Origin of the sequence: Bacillus changyiensis (assembly GCF_027706145.1) — a bacterium.
Taxonomy (GTDB): Bacteria; Bacillota; Bacilli; order Bacillales; family Bacillaceae; genus Bacillus; species Bacillus changyiensis.
This window is the reverse complement of sequence record NZ_JAQFWW010000002.1, coordinates 428,860-447,690: the sequence shown is the minus strand read 5'-3', so window position 1 is coordinate 447,690 and position 18,831 is coordinate 428,860. Positions and strand designations below refer to the sequence as shown.

The following is an 18,831-nucleotide window of genomic DNA, read 5'->3' as shown; positions in this document are numbered from 1 at the left end:
GATGAATCACTTAAAATTTGCTGAACGAATCAATGTAACAAAGCCCAAGTTACCGCCTATTGAAGCCTATACTGCAAAAATTCAAAAGATCTGGGACAATCACTGGTTAAGTAACAATGGTCCGCTTCATGAGGAATTTAAAACAGCTTTGAAGACATTTTTAAATGTAAAGCACTTAGAATTGTTTGTGAATGGACATTCTGCTTTAGAGTTAGCTTTGAAAAGTCTGAATTTAAGCGGAGAGGTTATTACAACACCATTTACATTTGCCTCAACAACGCAAGCTATTTTAAATACAGGGTTAAAACCAGTGTTCTGTGATATCGAAACTCAAACTTACAATATTGATACAAGGCAAATTGAGAAGCTTATTAATGAAAAGACTTCTGCTATTATAGCTGTCCATGTTTATGGGAACCCTTGTAATGTGTATGAGATTGAAAGAATTGCCAAGCAGTACAATTTAAAAGTCATTTATGATGCGGCACATGCTTTTGGTGTCACAATTGATGGCAAAAGTATAGCTGAGTTCGGTGACATTTCGATGTTCAGTATGCATGCGACTAAAGTGTTTCATTCAATCGAAGGCGGCCTTCTTACATTTAAAGATGCTGCCTTAGAAAGTAAGCTGAAAATCATGAAAAATTTTGGTATATCAGCCGAAGACTCTGTTGATATGCCAGGTGTGAATGCCAAAATGAATGAATTCCAAGCCGCAATGGGGATCGTCAATTTAGAGACGTTTGACCTCGATATCATGAAAAGAAAACAAGTTTATTTCTATTACAAAAAATATTTTGCAGGGTTCCCAGATATTAAAATGTTGGCGGAATTAGAAGGTGTGTCTCATAACTACTCGTATTTCCCAGTGTTATTTGAACAAAAAGAAATTCGAGATTACGTTTTTCATGAGGCAAAAAAATATAATTTGTATACTAGAAAATATTTTTATCCTTTGTGCAATGAATTTACTTATTGTGAATTGGATAAAGGAAATACTTTAAACGCGTCAGATGTTAGTAATCGAATGTTAGCTTTGCCAATGTATACAGATCTAGATGAGAATACGATTGAGCAAATTTGTGAAATCATTAAGACGCTGACAAAAAACATTAGTCTGACTAGCTCAAGAAAAAATTAAGTTAGTAAGGTGAAAACATTGTCAAATGATAAATATAAGTTAAGTGTTGTTGTCTTAGTCTATAATACAGAAAACTATTTAAGAGAATGTTTGGACTCTTTAGTCAATCAAACACTTAAAGAAATAGAGATTATCATTGTAAATGATGAAAGTCCTGATGATAGTCACCTCATTATCGATGAATACAGATTTTATCACAATGTAAAAGTCATCAATCAAAAAAACAGCGGAGGTGCGATTGCCGGTAATAATGGGTTGCACCACGCAAGCGGTGAGTTTGTGACAGTTATGGACTCAGATGATATCGTGCCATTGAACGCATATGAAAAGATGTACAATGAAGCTAAAAAAACAGAGGCTGATATTGTCATCGGTAGACCAAATATTTTGATTGATGGTGTCCAAAAAGAAATTCTTTATAAAAAAGAACGCGAAGTTTGGAAAGAGAACAGAATCATTGATGATATAAAAGGTTTTTTGGACATCTTTTATGATGGGTTTTATTGGAATAAAATCTTCAAAAGAAGCCTGATGTTTGAACACGATTGTTTTATGCCGCCGAAAATGCTTTATGCGGATAGGCCGATGGTTCACAAAGCTTTCTTAAATGCAAATCGGATTGCAATTATTACTGATTTAGTCTATTTGTGGAGAAAAAGAGGAGAAGAAGCAACTCAAAAGTCAATTACTCAGTTAAATGGCGATCTCAATAATTTTCTCGACAGAATGGAGTCAATTGATTATCAGCTTGGTTATTTTGAAGAGTTTGGAGATCCAGAACTGACAAATGAGTTTTTAAAGAGAAATATCGAAAGGATCTTTTTCCCGATTCAGAATATTGCATTCAGTAAAAAATTCAGAGATATTTACTATGAAAAAACGAAAGAGTTTTTATTAAGGATAGAAGATATTTATGAAAATGAAATAGGGATATTGAATAATCTATATATCTACTTGATACTGAATGATTTAAGAGAAGAATTAATGTATTTCGTAGCAGCAAATCCAAAAGGGGACATTATCGAAGAAAATAACAGATATTTTTGGGCCCTGCCGTTTTTCAGAAATGAAGAGCTGTTGATCCCTGATGAGCTATTTGAAATCAAGGTCCTAAAAAAAGATTTTATTAAAATAGAGAACATATCGGTTGATCAAAATGCTGTTCATATCGAACATTTAGACCTTCCAGAAATCTTTAAAGATGATGTGACAATTGAAATTTCGTTTGAATCACGTCATGATACGGACAAGAAAAAGTCGTTTGATTTCATTAAAAATGATCAAGGTCTTTTTAGTGTGACAATTCCTCTTACCTGTTTTGAAAACGAATCTACTGGTCTTTATGATATTTATTTCATTTTCAATTACAAAAATAAACAAGAGAAATTTAGAATATCAAAAAAGAACTTAATCTCTTATAAAAAATCTGAGATGAGTTTTAAAGAGGATTTTAAATTTTATTTTACGCCAAAAGGCCATTTGTCTTTAAAGTTGATGAACTTTTCAGTTTCATCTATTCATTTTGAACAAAATCAATTAACATTATTGACAAATAAACCTTTAGATAGTGGTGCTGTTTTTTATTTGAAAAACAGATTAACCAAAGAAAAGATCTTTTTAGTACAAAAATCTTCATGTGAATATGAAATCCTCTGGGATCATTTCTTTGATGAATATATGACATACGACTTTTATTTTGTATTACGCAAGAAGCATTACAGGTTAAGCGAAGAAAAATATGCCGGTGATTTTGGTTTGAAAGTTAAAAGAGGCAGACAAATGATTCAATTATACAAGACGAAAAAAAATAATTTGTCAATTAGTGGGAGTTAGACCTGTTTATAAAAGGTCTTAAAACCTCTATAAAACATTTAACTGTCGGTTTACGGCAGTTTTTTTACATCATGTTCGGTCTTTTCAAAAGTGAAAAAAAAACTGAATTCTGTTACAATATAGAGCGGTGCTTTTAAATTTTAGTTCTTTAAGGCCCAAAACTTTTATCCTAAGGAAGATTAGAATGAATGCATTAGTGAGAATAGTGAAAGAGCAAGTAACATCGTTTCCTTTAATATTGCGATTAGCGGCTTATGAAACAAAGTCAAAATACCAAATGAACTATTTAGGTGTATTATGGCAGTTTTTGAATCCGCTCATTCAGATGCTAGCTTATTGGTTTGTATTTGGGATGGGAATTAGAAAAAGCGGGGCCGTATCTACTGGTATCGGGGAAGTTCCTTTCATTATTTGGATGCTGGCCGGTTTGATTCCATGGTTTTTCATCAGTCCGACCATTCTTGATGGTTCAAATAGTGTGTTTAAACGGATCAATATGGTCGCAAAAATGAACTTTCCAATCAGTGCCCTTCCATCAGTTGCAATTGCGGCCAACCTGTTTAGTTATTTTGTGATGATGGGGATCTATGTGATTGCATTATTAGCATTTGGGATTTATCCTAGTGTTCATTGGATAGAATACTTTTACTATTTATTTTGTATGATTGTCTTCATGTTTTCTTTCAGTTTGTTTAACTCGACAATCAGCGTCTTAGTTAGAGACTATCAGTTTCTGTTGCAATCTGTCACAAGACTACTGTTTTTCCTGCTCCCTGTCTTTTGGGATATTAGCCACCAGCTCGGGAAAAACCATCCAAACATGTTGGCAGCCATTAAACTGAACCCGCTTTTTTATATTATTGATGGTTTTAGACACAGTTTTATGGGTGGAACTTGGTTTTTTGAGGATATAAAATACACATTGTATTTCTGGATTTTCACATTGTTATTGTTAACAGCAGGTTCGCTTTTGCACATGAAATTCAGAGATAAATTTGTTGACTTTCTTTAATACGTAAGGAGATAGAACGATGAAACTAAAGGTTTCGTTTCGAAACGTTTCAAAACAGTATCATTTGTATGAGAAGCAGTCTGATAAAATGAAAGGATTGTTTTTCCCGAGTCAGGACAAAGGTTTTTTTGCTGTGCGGAATGTCTCCTTTGACGTATACGAAGGAGAAACGATCGGTTTTGTTGGGATTAATGGTTCAGGAAAATCAACGATGTCAAATTTATTGGCGAAAATCATTCCGCCGACTAGCGGTGAAATTGAAATGGATGGCCAGCCATCACTTATTGCGATTTCAGCTGGTTTGAATAACGCGCTAACAGGAAAAGACAATATTAGACTGAAGTGTTTAATGATGGGGATGACTAATAAAGAAATCGATCAGATGTATGACAGCATTGTTGAATTTGCTGAGATCGGTGATTTTATCAATCAGCCGGTTAAAAGCTATTCAAGCGGTATGAAATCGCGGCTCGGCTTTGCGATATCTGTCCATATTGATCCAGATATTTTAATTATTGATGAAGCACTATCAGTAGGGGATCAGACCTTCTATCAAAAATGTGTGGATCGCATTTCTGAGTTTAAAAAACAGGGGAAAACGATTTTCTTCGTCAGCCATTCCATCGGTCAGATTGAAAAAATGTGTGACCGTGTCGCATGGATGCATTATGGCGAACTCAAGATGTTTGATGAAACAAAAAAAGTTGTTAAAGAGTACAAAACATTTATTGATTGGTTTAATAAACTTTCTAAACAAGAAAAAGAAACATATAAAAATGAACAAATTGCCATAAGAAAACAGGCTTTGCCTGAAGATCAAGCATTTGCACGCTTTCGAAAAGACAAGAAAAAGCCGAAGTCTATAGCAAATATTGTGCAAATAACGATATTGTCGATCTTGCTTGTTTTAATGGCAGGGACGATGTTTGTGAAAGCGCCGCTGCGAACGATCGTTTCATTAGGAGCAATTCCTCAAGGAGAGACGAACAAGGACCATGTTGTCAAAGGACATGCTACAAGCTTTAAAAAGGTGAGTAAACCTGGATTTATCATCAAAGAACAAACAGCTTTATACAAGGATCAACACCTTAAACATAAACATATGGGAGCCCTATCTTTTGGGACGAGGGTGAAGGTGATATCTAAAAATCATCTCACTGCTAAAATAGAGTTGGCTGGGCTTCCTTACTTTGTCGATCAAAAACTTGTTTCAACAGACGTCAAAAAAAGCACTGTAAAGGATAATGTGTTTACTCCATTTGTCTATGAAAAAGCAGCTGCTTCATATGAATACTTTTTGTCTTTCTTGGGTGCTGAAAGAGATCAACTAGAGCTGAAGTTGAAAGGAATTGAAGAGAGTGCGACTGCAGACGGGCGTGAAATATTGGCACTCAACTATGAAAAGGTTCATTATGTCATAGAAGAAGGTAAAGTATCTCAAGTGGTGTTCCAGACGGTATCTCAGATTACGCCTGCTTCACTAGCTTTACAAGATCGTGATGTACTAAAGAAAGATGGGAACCATTTTATCGTTAAAACAAATGAGCGCACCTTTGTTATCGATAATGAAAAACAGACACTGACCATTATGGCAAAATAACAAAAAAGCTATTGGATTTTATTGTCCAATAGCTTCTTTAATTTTATATTTCTTCTTTCTTCAACAGGTCTTGAATAAACGGAATCAAGGAACCTTTTAATTCAGGGTCCTGCATCGCAAATTCCAAAGTGGTTTGGATAAAGCCGAGTTTTTCTCCAACATCATAACGCTTGCCTTCAAAATCATAAGCAAATACGCGTTGGATTTCGTTTAATTGGCCAATGGCATCTGTCAACTGAATTTCTCCGCCGGCACCGATTTGCTGTCTGTCCAAGTACATAAAGATTTCAGGTGTAAAGATATAACGCCCTAAGATTGCTAAGTTTGAAGGTGCTGTGCCCGGTTTAGGTTTTTCAACAAAACTTCTAACTTGATAAAGACGGCCTTCACTTGTCAAAGGATCAATAATCCCATAGCGATGTGTTTCTTCTTCAGGTACATGTTGGACACCAATCACAGAAGAGAGGGTTTTTTCATACTCATCCATTAGTTGGCGTAGACCTGGTTTTTTCGCTTGGACAATATCATCGCCCAGCAGTACCGCGAATGGCTCATCACCGATAAAGTTGCGGGCGCACCAAACAGCATGTCCGAGCCCTTTAGGCTCTTTTTGGCGAATGTAATGAATGTCTGCAAGATTAGACGCTTTTTTGACTTTTTCAAGCAGCTCTGACTTTCCTTTTTCTTCAAGGTTTCTTTCGAGTTCAGGTGAGAAGTCAAAATGATCTTCAATCGCTCTCTTACTTTTTCCTGTTACAATAATTATGTCTTCAATACCAGATTCTACAGCTTCTTCAATAATGTATTGGATTGTTGGTTTATCAACGATCGGCAGCATTTCTTTAGGCATTGCTTTGGTAGCTGGCAAGAAGCGTGTACCAAGACCTGCCGCAGGAATAATTGCTTTGCGTACTTTTTTCATATTCATTATGCACCATCCTTATTCATGTCTAATTTTCAGTATTGAAAATAGATCATTTTAATATCGTCAAGTTCATACCCATTTTTTAATGTTCGGAACAATTTTAATCATATAAGAAAAACCTGTTTTGAACAAGTTAAATGAAGAGGTGTTAAACCTTGAAATTGTAAAGGTAGAATTGTTAAGGTAAACAATGGATAGATCAAAAACATCTTCGTATAAACATAAAAAATTCGCTATAATAGTTCATATGAACTTATTTTAATTGGAGGGAACAAATGCTACCGGAAAAAAAAATCAGGCTTCCTGATGCACATTATTTATTTACAACATCTTCAGTCAAGGAAACGTTTGGCGGTTTAACCGAGGCAATGCTGCAACGCGGCAGGCTTTTTTCGGAGTACGCTGGTCAAAAGACAACGGTTGTTACTTTTAATTATGATCCAACATATCCAAAGATCATTGGTCGTTTGCTGACTAGACAAAAAATAAATCAGGACATAAAGATTGTCAATCTGTACGAATATTTTAAAGGTGAGGAAGCGAGTCTACCTGCTGTAAAACATGTGATTGATCAAGAGGGGTTAACATTTCATAAAGATCCGAAACTCAATGCCTATCGTTACTATGACAATGGATTGTACGTTTATTATAAGCGGTTTACTGACGATGGAAAACTTGTGGTAGCTGATTATTTTAATAAACAACGAAAGCGAGTGAAACGTGAAGAATACACGGAGGAAGGTTATATCCATCGGATTACATATATGGATCTGGAATATAACAAGCCTCGACAAGAATTGTTGTTCAGAAATGATGGTTCCTGTTATATGAGCAAGTGGCTGACGATGACCAAGGATAAGAAAGCTGTGAAGGCTGAAAGAATCAATTTGTTTGAAAGAAATGGTGATGTTTGCGCTGTCTTTTCCTCAACGATTGAACTTCAACATTATTTTCTCGATTGTTTAATCGGAAATGAGACAACCTTTCTGATTGGCGAGGAAAGAGGGACAGACCCAATCACAATGCCTTATCAAAATGATCATATTTACAAAATTTATATCACCCACAACATTCATGTGAGAGAGCCTTATCACTATCATTCTGTGCTTAGATTAGGGAATAGACCAGTAATGGAAAATATGGGCCATCCAGATGCAGTTGTTTTTCTGACAGAAAAGCAAAAAACAGATATTGTGAAACGGTTTGGCAACCGCACCAATTATTTTGTAATTCCCCATGCTCATCAAAAACCTGAAACATTGGCTGATTTCTCCAAGCGCGATCTTAAACGTGTCATTATTTTGGCCAGATACCATCAGCAAAAAAATCTGACCCATGCCATTCAAGCGTTTGCTCATACTGTAAAACAAGTACCTCAAGCAAGACTTGAGATTTTTGGTTTCGGAGAACAAGAAAAAGAACTGCAAAACTTGATTCATCAATTAAACCTTCAAGACCACGTATTTTTAAAAGGTTTTACTAAAGATCCAGATGAAGAATTCCGTACAGCGGCTTTTTCTGTTTTATCAAGTGAATATGAAGGATTTGGTCTTGTTGTACTTGAAAGCCTTGCCAACGGATGTCCAGTTGTTTCTTATGATCTAAAGTATGGTCCAAGCGATATGATCAACAATGGTGAAAATGGCTTTTTGGTGGAGAATAGGAACATCAATGAGCTTGGTGAAAAAATAACAGAGCTCTTGCAAAAACCTGAGCTGATCAAAACGATGAGTGAAAATGCATATCAAAGTGTCGATAAATTCAGTGAGTTAGCATTTATGGAACGATGGAGCAACATGTTTTTTACGATCATCAAAAATAGACCGCTAAGAAATACATTGTCAAATATGGAACTTCACCTTGATCATTATGATTGGAGCGGTAAAAAACAATTTGTGATCACTGGTCAAGTGTTATTGACTGGAGACGTTCCAACGGCTGCTTTGGATCATTACCATACGTATTGGAAAGTGTATAATCGCGATACAAAATCGTTTACGATTGTCCAAGCTGAAACAGAGCGAGACGAACGAAATCGCTTACTTGTGAAAGGTGAATTTCAGCTTGATTCATTGGTCAACAAAGAGGCTGTCTTAGATGTATCATTAGGCGTTGAATGGGATAACAGTTATTTTGAAAAGCGGATCGGATATGCAAAAACAGAGCTAAAAACATTACCATCTCGAAAAATCAACGGTTTTAAAGTTCAACCATACTTCACAGAAAACTATGGGAATCTAAGTTTTCAAGTAAAACCATCTGAAGGGTTTACGTTATTCAGCAAGAGAAAGCGAGGCAAATCATGAGCCGGATATTTTCATTGCTTTATGAAATTGATGTGGATAAAGGCGGGATTACAAGTTCGATGTTATCCCGCTCTTATGCTCTAACTGAGAGAGGGCACCATGTTGATTTAGTAACATTAGATAAAAAAGATCATTACGCGGAAATTGAAATGAAGTTGAAAGAGCAGGGCAGATTGCATCCTCATGTGCGTATTTTAAATGTTTATCAGTCATATCAAGATCGGCACATGCAGTACTCTCCTGGTGAACAGCTAATTGAACACTATGAAAAATCTTCAATATTAAAAGAACCTGAATTGACTGTCGATCTTTCGCGGTATACTGAGCACGGTGAAGCCGATTATTTTTGTAATGGGCTGTATGTAAAACGAAAAAAATGGAATCAACATAAACGTCTATTACATATTGACTATTTTAATGAGAATCGATACAGGGAAAAACGAGAAAAGTTTCATGAGAAAGGATTTATTGAGAAGGAAACACTTTTTCATTGGAAAACAAACAAACCGAGTCAAGTTCGCTACTTAGCGCCAGATGGTTTTTGTTATTTAACAGAATGGTATCACTTAGATTCAGGCAAACTAGAAGGGGTATCTTTGTTTGAGCGAACAGACACCCATGTGAGGATATTTAACGATAATCATGCTTTTCATACATACTGGCTCGAAACATTGTGTGGAAAAGAAGAATCACCCATTTTAATCTGTGATGGTGTTGGGAGTGCTTCTAAAGTAAATGCAATGAAACCGGGTTTAGCGAAAAGGCTTTATTGCGTTCATTCCAATCATTTGGATTATCCGCATACATTGGGAAGCCCTGTTCGGAAAAATCATCAATATGTAATGGAACATATAAAAGATTATGATGGACTAATTGTTTTAACACATGAACAAAAAAAGGATATTCTTCAAGATTTCGAGGCGAATAACAATATTCATGTGATTCCTCATGCGCCAAGAAAATTAAACATTCGAGAAGATGTGGAAAAGAAGAAAAATGAATTTGTCATGATTGCTAGATACCATGAAGAAAAAGGAATTGATAAAGCGATACAGGCGATGGAAATTGTCGGACGGACACACCCTGATATCATCTTAAATATTTACGGGAGCGGTCCACATCAACCGAAATATGAACAACTGATCAACAAGCTTGGTTTGAACAATGTACATTTGTGTGGTTACGCTCCTGATCCAGCCCAACTTTATCAACAAGCATTGGCGACATTATTGACTTCTAAATTTGAAGGATTTTGTCTAGCGATTTGTGAATCATTTTCATGTAGTACACCAGTTATTAGTTTTGATGTAAAATACAGTCCGAGCGAACTCATAGATCAACATAAAACAGGGATTCTTGTCGAATATGGAGATATTGCCGAACTGGCAAACAGTATCATCTATTTATATGAACATCCAGAAAAAGCGATACAGTACGGAAAAAATGCAAAGCAAAAAATAGACACTCATTATAGTGAGGAGCGTCTCATTGAAAGATGGGAACAAGTTTTTAAAAGGGATTGATAGAATTTATGTTAAAAATCACTGTAGCTGTGCCATGTTATCATGCTGAACAGTATATCTCAAGGTGCATGGACAGCCTTGTTAACCAATCAATGGCAGACGATGAATATGAAATAATCTGTGTTGATGATCGGTCAACAGACAGAACAGTCGAGGTTCTACATGAGTATCAGAGCCGCTATCATCAGGTGAAAGTCATCGAAAGAGAGACAAATTCAGGCGGGCCAGGGGAACCAAGAAATCAAGCGATTGAAGCTGCAAAAGGTAAGTATATCTTTTTTGTTGATTCAGATGATTACTTAGGAACGGAAGCTTTGGAAAGACTGTACAATTTTGCTGAAGAACATGATTCAGATGTGATCCTTGGGAAAATGCAGGGTGTTAATGGACGAGCTGTTCCAAAGGCCATTTTTAAAGAAACAAACCCGAATGTCGATTTGGTTGATTCAGTCCTTGTCTATGCGCTTGGACCTACGAAAATGTTTCGTGTATCAATGCTAAAAGAAAACAGCATTTCGTTTCCTACGAATATTAAGTCAACTGAAGATCAAGTATTTGTTATGAACGCCTTTATCCATGCGAGTGTTATTTCAGTTTTGGCTGATTATGATTGTTATTACGCAGTTTTGCATGAAGGTGATCATATGACATTGGCCCCTGTTTCACCTCAGGATTATTATGGTGCGATGAAAGTCATTATTGATATGATCAAAACAACAACTCGATTGTCTGAAACCCGAAAAGAGAAGCTGATCGCAAAATTTTTAAACAGACACTTTGAATTTTCTAGAACAACCGATTTTACGACAGTGCTTCCAACAGAAGATGAACAAAGAGAATGGATGAATGAACTCCATTTATTTGTACAAAAAAACATTCCTTCTGAATTCGACACTTTGGTGAAAAATCATTTTCGGCTCCGATTATACTTTATTCGCCATAACGATCTAACCGGCTTTAAACAATTTGAACGTGAGGAAGAGCATCTTCATGATTTTGCTTATGTTGAGCAGGGAAATATTTATGCCAATTTCCCAAGTCTTTCTCGCTATGAGGTTCCAAAAGAAGCGCTTAAAATGAACCACAAAAATCAGCTGACTCATTTTGTCGAGGACATTACCTTTGATGATTATCATCTATTAGTGAAAGGATCAGTCCATCATACTGCACTTACACACCAATCAGAACGGCAAAATATTGTCGGTGTGTGGGTCAATCGGCAAACCAAATTAGAAAAGCGGTTTAAGCCTGTTGTTTCAGAGGGAGAACAGTTTGTTTTTCGTTTCCCTTTCAATGAAATCGCTGAAACAGAGGTAGAAATCGGTGTGTGGGATTTATTTATCGACTCTTACATTGATGGCTATCGGAGACGTGGTCGCATCGGCAGAAATAGACAACCATATCAATACAAGAGCCATGCAAGGTTTCTCGGGAATAATGGTTTTAGTACCTATACTGTAAAACCTTATTTTACAAAGGACTTTGACAATCTTTCTTTGGAATTCAAGGCGCATAATACCGCTTTGAAGGTTGAAATTTCACATGACCCAAGTTCTTACCTTACAATCAAGATCCCTAAACAACAACTGTTTTTTCCGCAAAAATCAATCCTGTTGTTTAAAATAAACAATCAAGAACTATTAGTACCGGTAAAAGACATCATAACAAAACCGAATCAAACAGAGATAAACATTTCGCGGCATTTAATTGCTGATAAAATAGCTTCTGCTCACATATTTAAAGGTGATGTTGACATATTTATCAACTCGTATCAAACGAAGCTAGACCCAATACAACAAGATTTTTCTGCCTCGCTTTGTACTTACCTTATTCATAGGAAACGATGGTTCTTAAAAAGCGAACGGAAAGTTGATGTTCAACTTAAAGCAAATCACTCAACATTTTATATAACAAGTCGTTCATACAGAAAACAGGTGACATCAAAATGAAAACATTAAAAGTGATGACAGTCTTTGGCACACGTCCTGAAGCGATTAAAATGGCGCCGCTCGTCCTTGAATTAAGGAGACATCCGGAAATAGAATCATTTGTAACGGTCACAGCACAGCACAGGCAAATGCTTGATCAAGTTCTAGAAGCCTTTCATATTAAACCTGATTTCGATTTAAATATTATGAAAGACAGACAGACATTGGCGGAACTGACATCAAATGCACTAGTTAAGCTTGATCAATTGTTTCAAAAAGTGAAGCCTGATATTGTCCTTGTACATGGTGATACAACAACGACTTTTGCTGGAAGTCTTGCCGCATTCTATCATCAAATATCTGTCGGACATGTAGAGGCAGGGCTTCGGACGAAAAACAAATATTCTCCATTTCCGGAAGAGTTAAATCGACAGCTAACAGGATCGATTGCTGATCTGCATTTTGCGCCAACAAGCCAAGCAAAGCAAAATTTGTTACAGGAAAATAAGAATTCGGACACGATTTTTGTGACTGGAAATACGGCAATTGATGCTCTCAAGACGACGGTCAAAGACAGCTATTCACACCCTGTCCTTGATAAACTAAATGGGGATAGAATGATCTTACTGACAGCCCATCGCCGAGAGAACTTAGGGCGGCCAATGGAAAATATCTTTAAGGCGATTCGTCATATTGTCGAGGAATTTACCGATGTTCAGGTTGTTTATCCAGTCCATCTTAATCCGGTTGTACGGGAAGTAGCTTCGAAGCAATTAGGTGGCATTGACCGTGTCCATTTAATTGATCCGTTAGAAGTTGTGGACTTTCATAACTTTGCCGCCAGAGCTCATTTGATTTTGACAGATTCAGGGGGAGTTCAAGAAGAGGCCCCATCACTCGGGAAACCGGTACTTGTGCTTCGCGATACGACCGAGCGTCCTGAAGGAGTGAAAGCGGGCACATTGAAGCTAGCGGGAACAGATGAGGAAACAGTCTATCAACTGACAAAACAATTGTTAACCGATGAAGCTGAATATGCTAAAATGTCCCGTGCCTCAAATCCCTATGGTGATGGCCAAGCATCTCGACGGATTGCGGCATTGCTACTTTATTACTATGGATACCGAAGTGAACTGCCTGATTTGGTTCAAGGCATCTAAAAAAAGAAGCTTCCCGCAGGAGGCTTCTTTTTTAATTATTTTTTTAAGTCAAGATTTTGTTTTAATTTGGCAGTTATCTCAGACAGGGAACTGTCATCAACCTTGTAATAGTAGATTCCATTTATTTTCGTGCCATTACCTTTAAGCTGATGCTGAGTGATGTTTGATCGAGCATCTTTGTAGCCTGATTGAATATCCCACATATCATCAAAGGTTAAGTTTGTTTTGACGTTTTTCTCAATCACATTGAACATGTCGCTAAACTTTGTAACTGAAGAAATGCTAGCACCTTCATTAATAATTCCTTCAATCACTTGGCGCTGTCTGTCTTGACGGCCGAAATCACCGTTTGGATCTTGTTTTCTCATTCTTGTGTATGCGAGTGCTTCATCACCATTTAAGGTAATGTTTCCTTTAGCGAATGAATGCCCTTCAAAATTAAAAGCAAATTTACTGTTTACTGTCACACCACCAAGGGTATCGACGGTATCTCTAAAGCTTTCCATATTGACCTTAATGAAATAATCAACAGGAACATCAAGTAAATTTTCCACCGTATCCACTGTCATTTGGACACCGCCAAATGCATAGGAGTGGTTGATCTTATCAGTCTTCCCCCGACCGATAATTTCTGTATACGTATCACGCGGAATGCTGACCATTTCGGTCGTTTTTGTTTTGGCATTGACTGTCATATAGATGAGGGAGTCTGCCCGACCTTTATCATTTTTACGTTCATCAACACCCATGATCAGAACGGAAAATGGATCTTGATTATTAATATCAATATCAGAATCGCGCTTTTTCGACTTTTCAATTGGTTGATGGATATTGGCCACAGTCGAAGCAGCCTTTTGCCATAAATAATATGCATAACCGCCTGTAGAAAAAACAAAAACAGCAATTAAAGCAATGATTGTAATCAGTATTTTCTTCTTTTTCTTCCTTTTTTCAGCTCTCATATAGCCCTCACCTTTTTAATAGTCTACAACTTTGATTATAAGTTTTTTCGCCTCGAATACAACAAGAAAATACTAGATATATTTTTTAAGAAGACGAAAATTTTTTAGAAAATGTTTCATAAAAATACGTGAACAGACGAAAATTTGCGTTATAATTAAAAAGTCTGTTTGAATTTGTCGATACATAGGGAGAGGTGAATAAAATGAAAAAACTCACAATCTTGATGTTTTCATTGCTGATCGTGTTGTCGGCTTGCGGAACCGCGGAACAGTCAAAATCTAGCGGAGACCAACCAAAATCTGACCAGCAGAAAACAGAAAACAAAGAAAACGCAGAAAGCAAAGAGAGCGCTAAAAACGAAGAAAACGCAGAAAGCAAAGAGAGCGCTAAAAACGAAGAAAATGCAGAAAGCAAAGAGAGCGCTAAAAACGAAGAAAACACAGAAAGTAAAAAAAGCGCTGAAAGCAAAGACATCATAACGAAAGAAGGCTCTTTTGCCGGTTTGGCTGATAGTCACACGGTTGCAGTCAACATTGATGGAAAAGAAACACCAATTCAAGTCGGCACAGAACTGCAAGAAAAAGTCGCAACGATTAAAGAAGGACAAAAAGTGACAATTAAATATTCAAAAGGTGAGCACGGAGTTTTAAACCTTGAAAGTATTGAGACTAAATAACAAGAATTGTTAGGGGTGACTAATACGTTTTGAAAAAATTGAAGCTATTGCTTCTGTCGTCTGTAACTGCAACAGCCTTGCTGTTTACTCAGTCAGCACATGCTGCTGAAAAAAAGATTTCGGTGAAACTTAGTAACTATCTTGGCAATAAGTCTAGTATTAGTGTTGATATTTCCGGCTCTTATCAGATTCCGGGAGTCGCCTCAGCCACTCGGTATGGAGGAACGACACGTTTTGATGTTGCAAACAGTGTAGCTTCAGCAGGATGGAAAAATCCGAAAACGGTTGTTGTTGTTAACCGTGATGCCTTTGCAGATGCACTTTCCGCAACACCATTAGCCAAAAAGTATGATGCACCAATTTTATTAACAGATGCAAAGTCATTAACACCTAAGACAAATAGTGAGATTGCTAAATTAAACCCTGATCATATTTTAATTATTGGGGGAACCATAAGTGTTTCGAAAAACGTTGAAAAAACACTAAGAAAATATGGATCTATTGATCGTATTGGTGGAGCAACGCGTTATGAAGTATCGAAAAACATTGCCAACCGCATGGGAAATTACAGTCAAGCTGTTGTGGCGACAGGAATGGTCTTTACAGACGCTCTATCAATTGCGCCATATGCAGCAGCGAATGGTTATCCGATCCTCCTAGCAGGTGATAACAATATTCGCGGTGATTATAAAATCCCAAGTAAAGTAACAATTGTTGGTGGTTCATTGAGTGTCAGTACTGGTGTCGAGAGAACTTTGAAGAAAAAGGCGTCTGTCCAACGCATTGGTGGCGTCTCCAGATATCAGGTATCCGCAAATATTGTTAAGCAACTCAATATGAACGCTTCAAAAGTGTTTTTGTCAAATGGGACAACATTTGCGGATGCCTTAGCGGGATCAGTTCTCGCCGCAAAGCAAGGAAGCCCTCTCTTGCTTGTCGAATCAAAGAGCCTGCCTTCACCGGTTGCTGATGTACTAGCAGCAAAAGGTACCAAAAGTTATGCATTGCTTGGCGGAAACATCTCAATAGCAGATACGTTGAAAAATAAATTGACAGGTAATCTTTCAGGAAAAGGCTATTCTGTTGCAGTAAAAAGCGGGAAACTTGTACTCTATCAAAATGGGAAAGCCATTAAATCCCTTGGGTCTTCGTTTACTGCAGCATCAAAATCGTATTCGACTTCAAATACGATTAGTATAAACGGAAGAAAATATATGGGGAACATGCAGTTTACGGTAGAATCGAACAAGTATGTTCGTCCGATCAATGTTAATATTCCATTCGAGGATTATTTAAAGGGTGTTGTACCGCATGAAATGCCTGCTAGCTGGCAAAAAGAAGCATTAAAAGCTCAAGCTGTAGCAGCCAGAACGTATTCTGCTAATTCTACCGGAAAAACAGTAGCAGATTCACAAGCCTTTCAGGTATATGGTGGTTATGATTGGAATTCAAGAACATCTGAGATTGTAAACGCCACAAAAGGAAAAGTTTTAAAATATAATGGCCGGTTAATTTCAGCTGTTTATTCATCGAGCAATGGTGGTTTTACCGAAGCCAATGGTGAGGTATGGAGTGGTCAAGTTTCGTATTTGCCAGCTAAAGAGGATAAATATGATCCGAAAAGAAGCTGGTCGGTACCACTCTATAAAACACAGCTTAGCAAAAGCAGCCTAGATCTAAAAAAGCCAAGTTCATGGTGGAGCAAAACAAATGAAAAAAATGCTTCCTATTTATCTGGCTTGAAAAAATGGTTTATTAAAAATAAATACAGTAGTGCTGATTCAATTAAAATTACGAAAATATCAAGTGTAAAACTAAGCAGCACGAAAACGAAGGGCCATCGACCAAAAACAGCAGAGATTCGTTTTTCGTATTTTGTAAAAGAAAAATCAAAAGGTTATATTACTTCAAGCGGAAGTCTAACAGAAAAAACGGCAACGATTTCCGTGACAACAACCCAATTAAGATCGATGCTTGGCGGCATGAATATGAAGAGCACATACGCGTCAGTAACAGACAGTTCAAGCGCTTTTACGATTAAAGGTAAGGGCTTTGGACATGGTATCGGAATGAGCCAGTATGGTGCAAACTATAGAGCTGCAGCTGGACACAGTTATCGGTCGATCTTAAGCTTTTATTACCCGGGAACAACGCTATCAAATTATTAATATTGATAGATAAAGAGACAAAGGGAGGCCGTTTTGAGCCTCCTATATTCATTTATTAGGGGATTATTACAATAAATGTTATTTTGGAGGAGATTTCTTTGCGGGGTTTATTAAGAAGCATACCAATCATTGTATTGGGGCTGATCATGTTTGTACCAAATGTATTTGCAGCACAATCTGCCACAAGATTAGATGGTGTCAGCCGTTATGAAGTAGCAGTCAATGTCTCAAAACAAGGGTGGAGCAGTGCAAGCACAGTTGTTGTCGCAAATGGAAAAGCATATGCTGATGTTCTTTCGGCTACACCACTTGCATATAAAAACAATGCACCAATTCTATTAACAGAATCGTCAAAACTGACAACACCTACTAAAAACAGAATCAGTCAATTAAAACCGAGAAAAGTGATTATAATCGGGGGAACGATCAGTGTTAGCAACCAAGTCGTGAGTGAAATTAAAAAACTTGGTGTGTCTACAGTAGAGCGAATCGGTGGAGTGAGCCGCTATGAAGTGGCAGAACACATTGCGAAAAAACTACCAGCCAATTCAAAAGCAGTCATTGCCAATGGAACAGCATATGCTGATAGTATGGCAATCGGTGCTTATGCAGCGAGAAACGGGATTCCGATTCTATTAACGACATCGAATTCGATTCCAAGCCCAACCAAAGATGCAATGAAAAGTAAAGGGACGAGATCAACAATTGTTGTCGGCGGTGAAATTAGCGTCTCAAACAGTGTCTATCGCCAGCTTGCTTCTCCAACACGAATTGGAGGAAACAGCCGCTTTGAAGTAGCCCGAAATATTGCCAAGAAATATTACTCATCAACAAAAAGTGCAGTTATCGGTAATGGCTATACATATGCCGATGCACTTGCCGGTTCAGTGCTTGCGGCAAAACAAGGTCGACCGGTACTGTTCACTGATGCAGGTTCTTTACCAAAACCTACACGAGAAGCGATCGGTTCAAATCGAATGACGGCATTTACTGTTCTTGGTGGAACCATTTCGGTGAAATCCAATGTCATCTCACAGTTGAAAAATCCGATTGTTGGTAAAAAAATCTTTATTGATGCCGGTCATGGAGGAAGTGATCCTGGCGCAGCTGCTAATGGACTCAAGGAGAAGGATGTCAATCTTGCTTTTTCAAAAAAAGTTTATAGTAAATTATCCAGCGGTGGTGCACTCCCGATTATGGCGAGATCAACCGACGTTTATTTAACTCTTTCTCAACGGGTAGCAAAAGCAGAAGCAAATGATGCCGATATTTTTGTCAGCATCCATTCAAATTCAGCTTCCTCATCTGCTACAGGGACAGAAACGTATTATTATACAAAGTATCAAGCAACAAACAGTAAACGGTTGGCAACGGAAATTCAAACCCGACTTTATAAGGCGATGAATACAAGAGACCGTGATGTTAAAACTGGAAATTTCCATGTTATTCGTGAATCAACAATGCCTAGCTGTTTAGTTGAACTTGGATTTATTACCAACAAAAGTGATGCAAGCAAGCTAAAAAGCAGCTACTATCAAGATCAGGCTGCAAAAGCCATTTATAATGGAATTGTCGCTTATTATTAAGAAATCTGAA

General features: G+C 37.3%; 13 protein-coding genes. 11 read left to right on the top strand and 2 right to left on the bottom strand.

Features of this window, described 5'->3' with window-relative positions:
• The first annotated feature begins 1 nt into the window (after nucleotide 1).
• The 4 genes from PDT38_RS09500 (at nucleotide 2) to tagH (ending at nucleotide 5,586) form a co-directional block, all read left to right on the top strand.
• A complete protein-coding gene (locus PDT38_RS09500; protein WP_270800846.1) occupies nucleotides 2–1,141 on the top strand; it encodes a DegT/DnrJ/EryC1/StrS family aminotransferase in 1,140 nt (379 codons plus the stop codon).
• An 18-nt stretch (nucleotides 1,142–1,159) separates the two neighbouring features.
• Nucleotides 1,160–2,974, top strand: a complete 1,815-nt coding sequence (locus PDT38_RS09495) for a glycosyltransferase family 2 protein (protein ID WP_270800845.1) — start codon at nucleotides 1,160–1,162, stop codon at nucleotides 2,972–2,974.
• A 184-nt stretch (nucleotides 2,975–3,158) separates the two neighbouring features.
• Nucleotides 3,159–3,986: a teichoic acids export ABC transporter permease subunit TagG gene (gene tagG / locus PDT38_RS09490; protein WP_270800843.1), complete on the top strand. Its 828-nt coding sequence runs from the start codon at nucleotides 3,159–3,161 to the stop codon at nucleotides 3,984–3,986.
• Nucleotides 3,987–4,005: 19 nt separating this feature from the next.
• Nucleotides 4,006–5,586, top strand: a complete 1,581-nt coding sequence (tagH, locus tag PDT38_RS09485; RefSeq protein ID WP_270800841.1) for a teichoic acids export ABC transporter ATP-binding subunit TagH — start codon at nucleotides 4,006–4,008, stop codon at nucleotides 5,584–5,586.
• A gap of 43 nt (nucleotides 5,587–5,629) precedes the next feature.
• Here tagH and galU read toward each other — a convergent pair whose 3' ends face one another.
• Complete coding sequence (galU, locus tag PDT38_RS09480) at nucleotides 5,630–6,508, bottom strand: UTP--glucose-1-phosphate uridylyltransferase GalU (RefSeq protein ID WP_270801720.1); 879 nt, start codon at nucleotides 6,506–6,508, stop codon at nucleotides 5,630–5,632.
• A 278-nt stretch (nucleotides 6,509–6,786) separates the two neighbouring features.
• On the opposite strand from galU, the gene PDT38_RS09475 reads away from it, so the two are divergent.
• The 4 genes from PDT38_RS09475 to wecB are packed head-to-tail and all read left to right on the top strand — an operon-like array spanning nucleotide 6,787 to nucleotide 13,428.
• Nucleotides 6,787–8,817 (top strand): glycosyltransferase, encoded by a 2,031-nt coding sequence (locus tag PDT38_RS09475; protein ID WP_270800839.1) that lies wholly within the window; start codon nucleotides 6,787–6,789, stop codon nucleotides 8,815–8,817.
• On the top strand, nucleotides 8,814–10,340 hold the full coding sequence (locus tag PDT38_RS09470; RefSeq protein WP_270800837.1) for a glycosyltransferase: 1,527 nt from the start codon (nucleotides 8,814–8,816) through the stop codon (nucleotides 10,338–10,340). Before PDT38_RS09475 ends, PDT38_RS09470 begins: the two co-directional genes overlap by 4 nt.
• Before the next feature lie 8 nt (nucleotides 10,341–10,348).
• Entirely contained in the window at nucleotides 10,349–12,289 is a 1,941-nt protein-coding gene (locus PDT38_RS09465) for a glycosyltransferase (protein ID WP_270800836.1), read from the top strand.
• Nucleotides 12,286–13,428 carry a non-hydrolyzing UDP-N-acetylglucosamine 2-epimerase gene (wecB, locus tag PDT38_RS09460; RefSeq protein ID WP_270800834.1) on the top strand — a complete coding sequence of 381 codons (1,143 nt, stop codon included), beginning with the start codon at nucleotides 12,286–12,288 and terminating at the stop codon, nucleotides 13,426–13,428. Before PDT38_RS09465 ends, wecB begins: the two co-directional genes overlap by 4 nt.
• A gap of 35 nt (nucleotides 13,429–13,463) precedes the next feature.
• Here wecB and tagU read toward each other — a convergent pair whose 3' ends face one another.
• Nucleotides 13,464–14,390: a polyisoprenyl-teichoic acid--peptidoglycan teichoic acid transferase TagU gene (tagU, locus tag PDT38_RS09455; protein WP_270800833.1), complete on the bottom strand. Its 927-nt coding sequence runs from the start codon at nucleotides 14,388–14,390 to the stop codon at nucleotides 13,464–13,466.
• Nucleotides 14,391–14,593: 203 nt separating this feature from the next.
• On the opposite strand from tagU, the gene PDT38_RS09450 reads away from it, so the two are divergent.
• The 3 genes from PDT38_RS09450 to PDT38_RS09440 all read left to right on the top strand — a co-directional run bounded on the left by PDT38_RS09450 (nucleotide 14,594) and on the right by PDT38_RS09440 (nucleotide 18,821).
• Nucleotides 14,594–15,067 carry a hypothetical protein gene (locus PDT38_RS09450; RefSeq protein ID WP_270800831.1) on the top strand — a complete coding sequence of 158 codons (474 nt, stop codon included), beginning with the start codon at nucleotides 14,594–14,596 and terminating at the stop codon, nucleotides 15,065–15,067.
• Between the two features lie 29 nt (nucleotides 15,068–15,096).
• The gene (locus PDT38_RS09445; RefSeq protein WP_270800830.1) at nucleotides 15,097–17,235 is read left to right on the top strand and encodes a SpoIID/LytB domain-containing protein; all 2,139 of its coding nucleotides are present in this window, start codon (nucleotides 15,097–15,099) and stop codon (nucleotides 17,233–17,235) included.
• Nucleotides 17,236–17,333: 98 nt separating this feature from the next.
• Nucleotides 17,334–18,821, top strand: a complete 1,488-nt coding sequence (locus PDT38_RS09440; RefSeq protein WP_270800829.1) for an N-acetylmuramoyl-L-alanine amidase — start codon at nucleotides 17,334–17,336, stop codon at nucleotides 18,819–18,821.
• The last annotated feature ends 10 nt before the right edge of the window (nucleotides 18,822–18,831 follow it).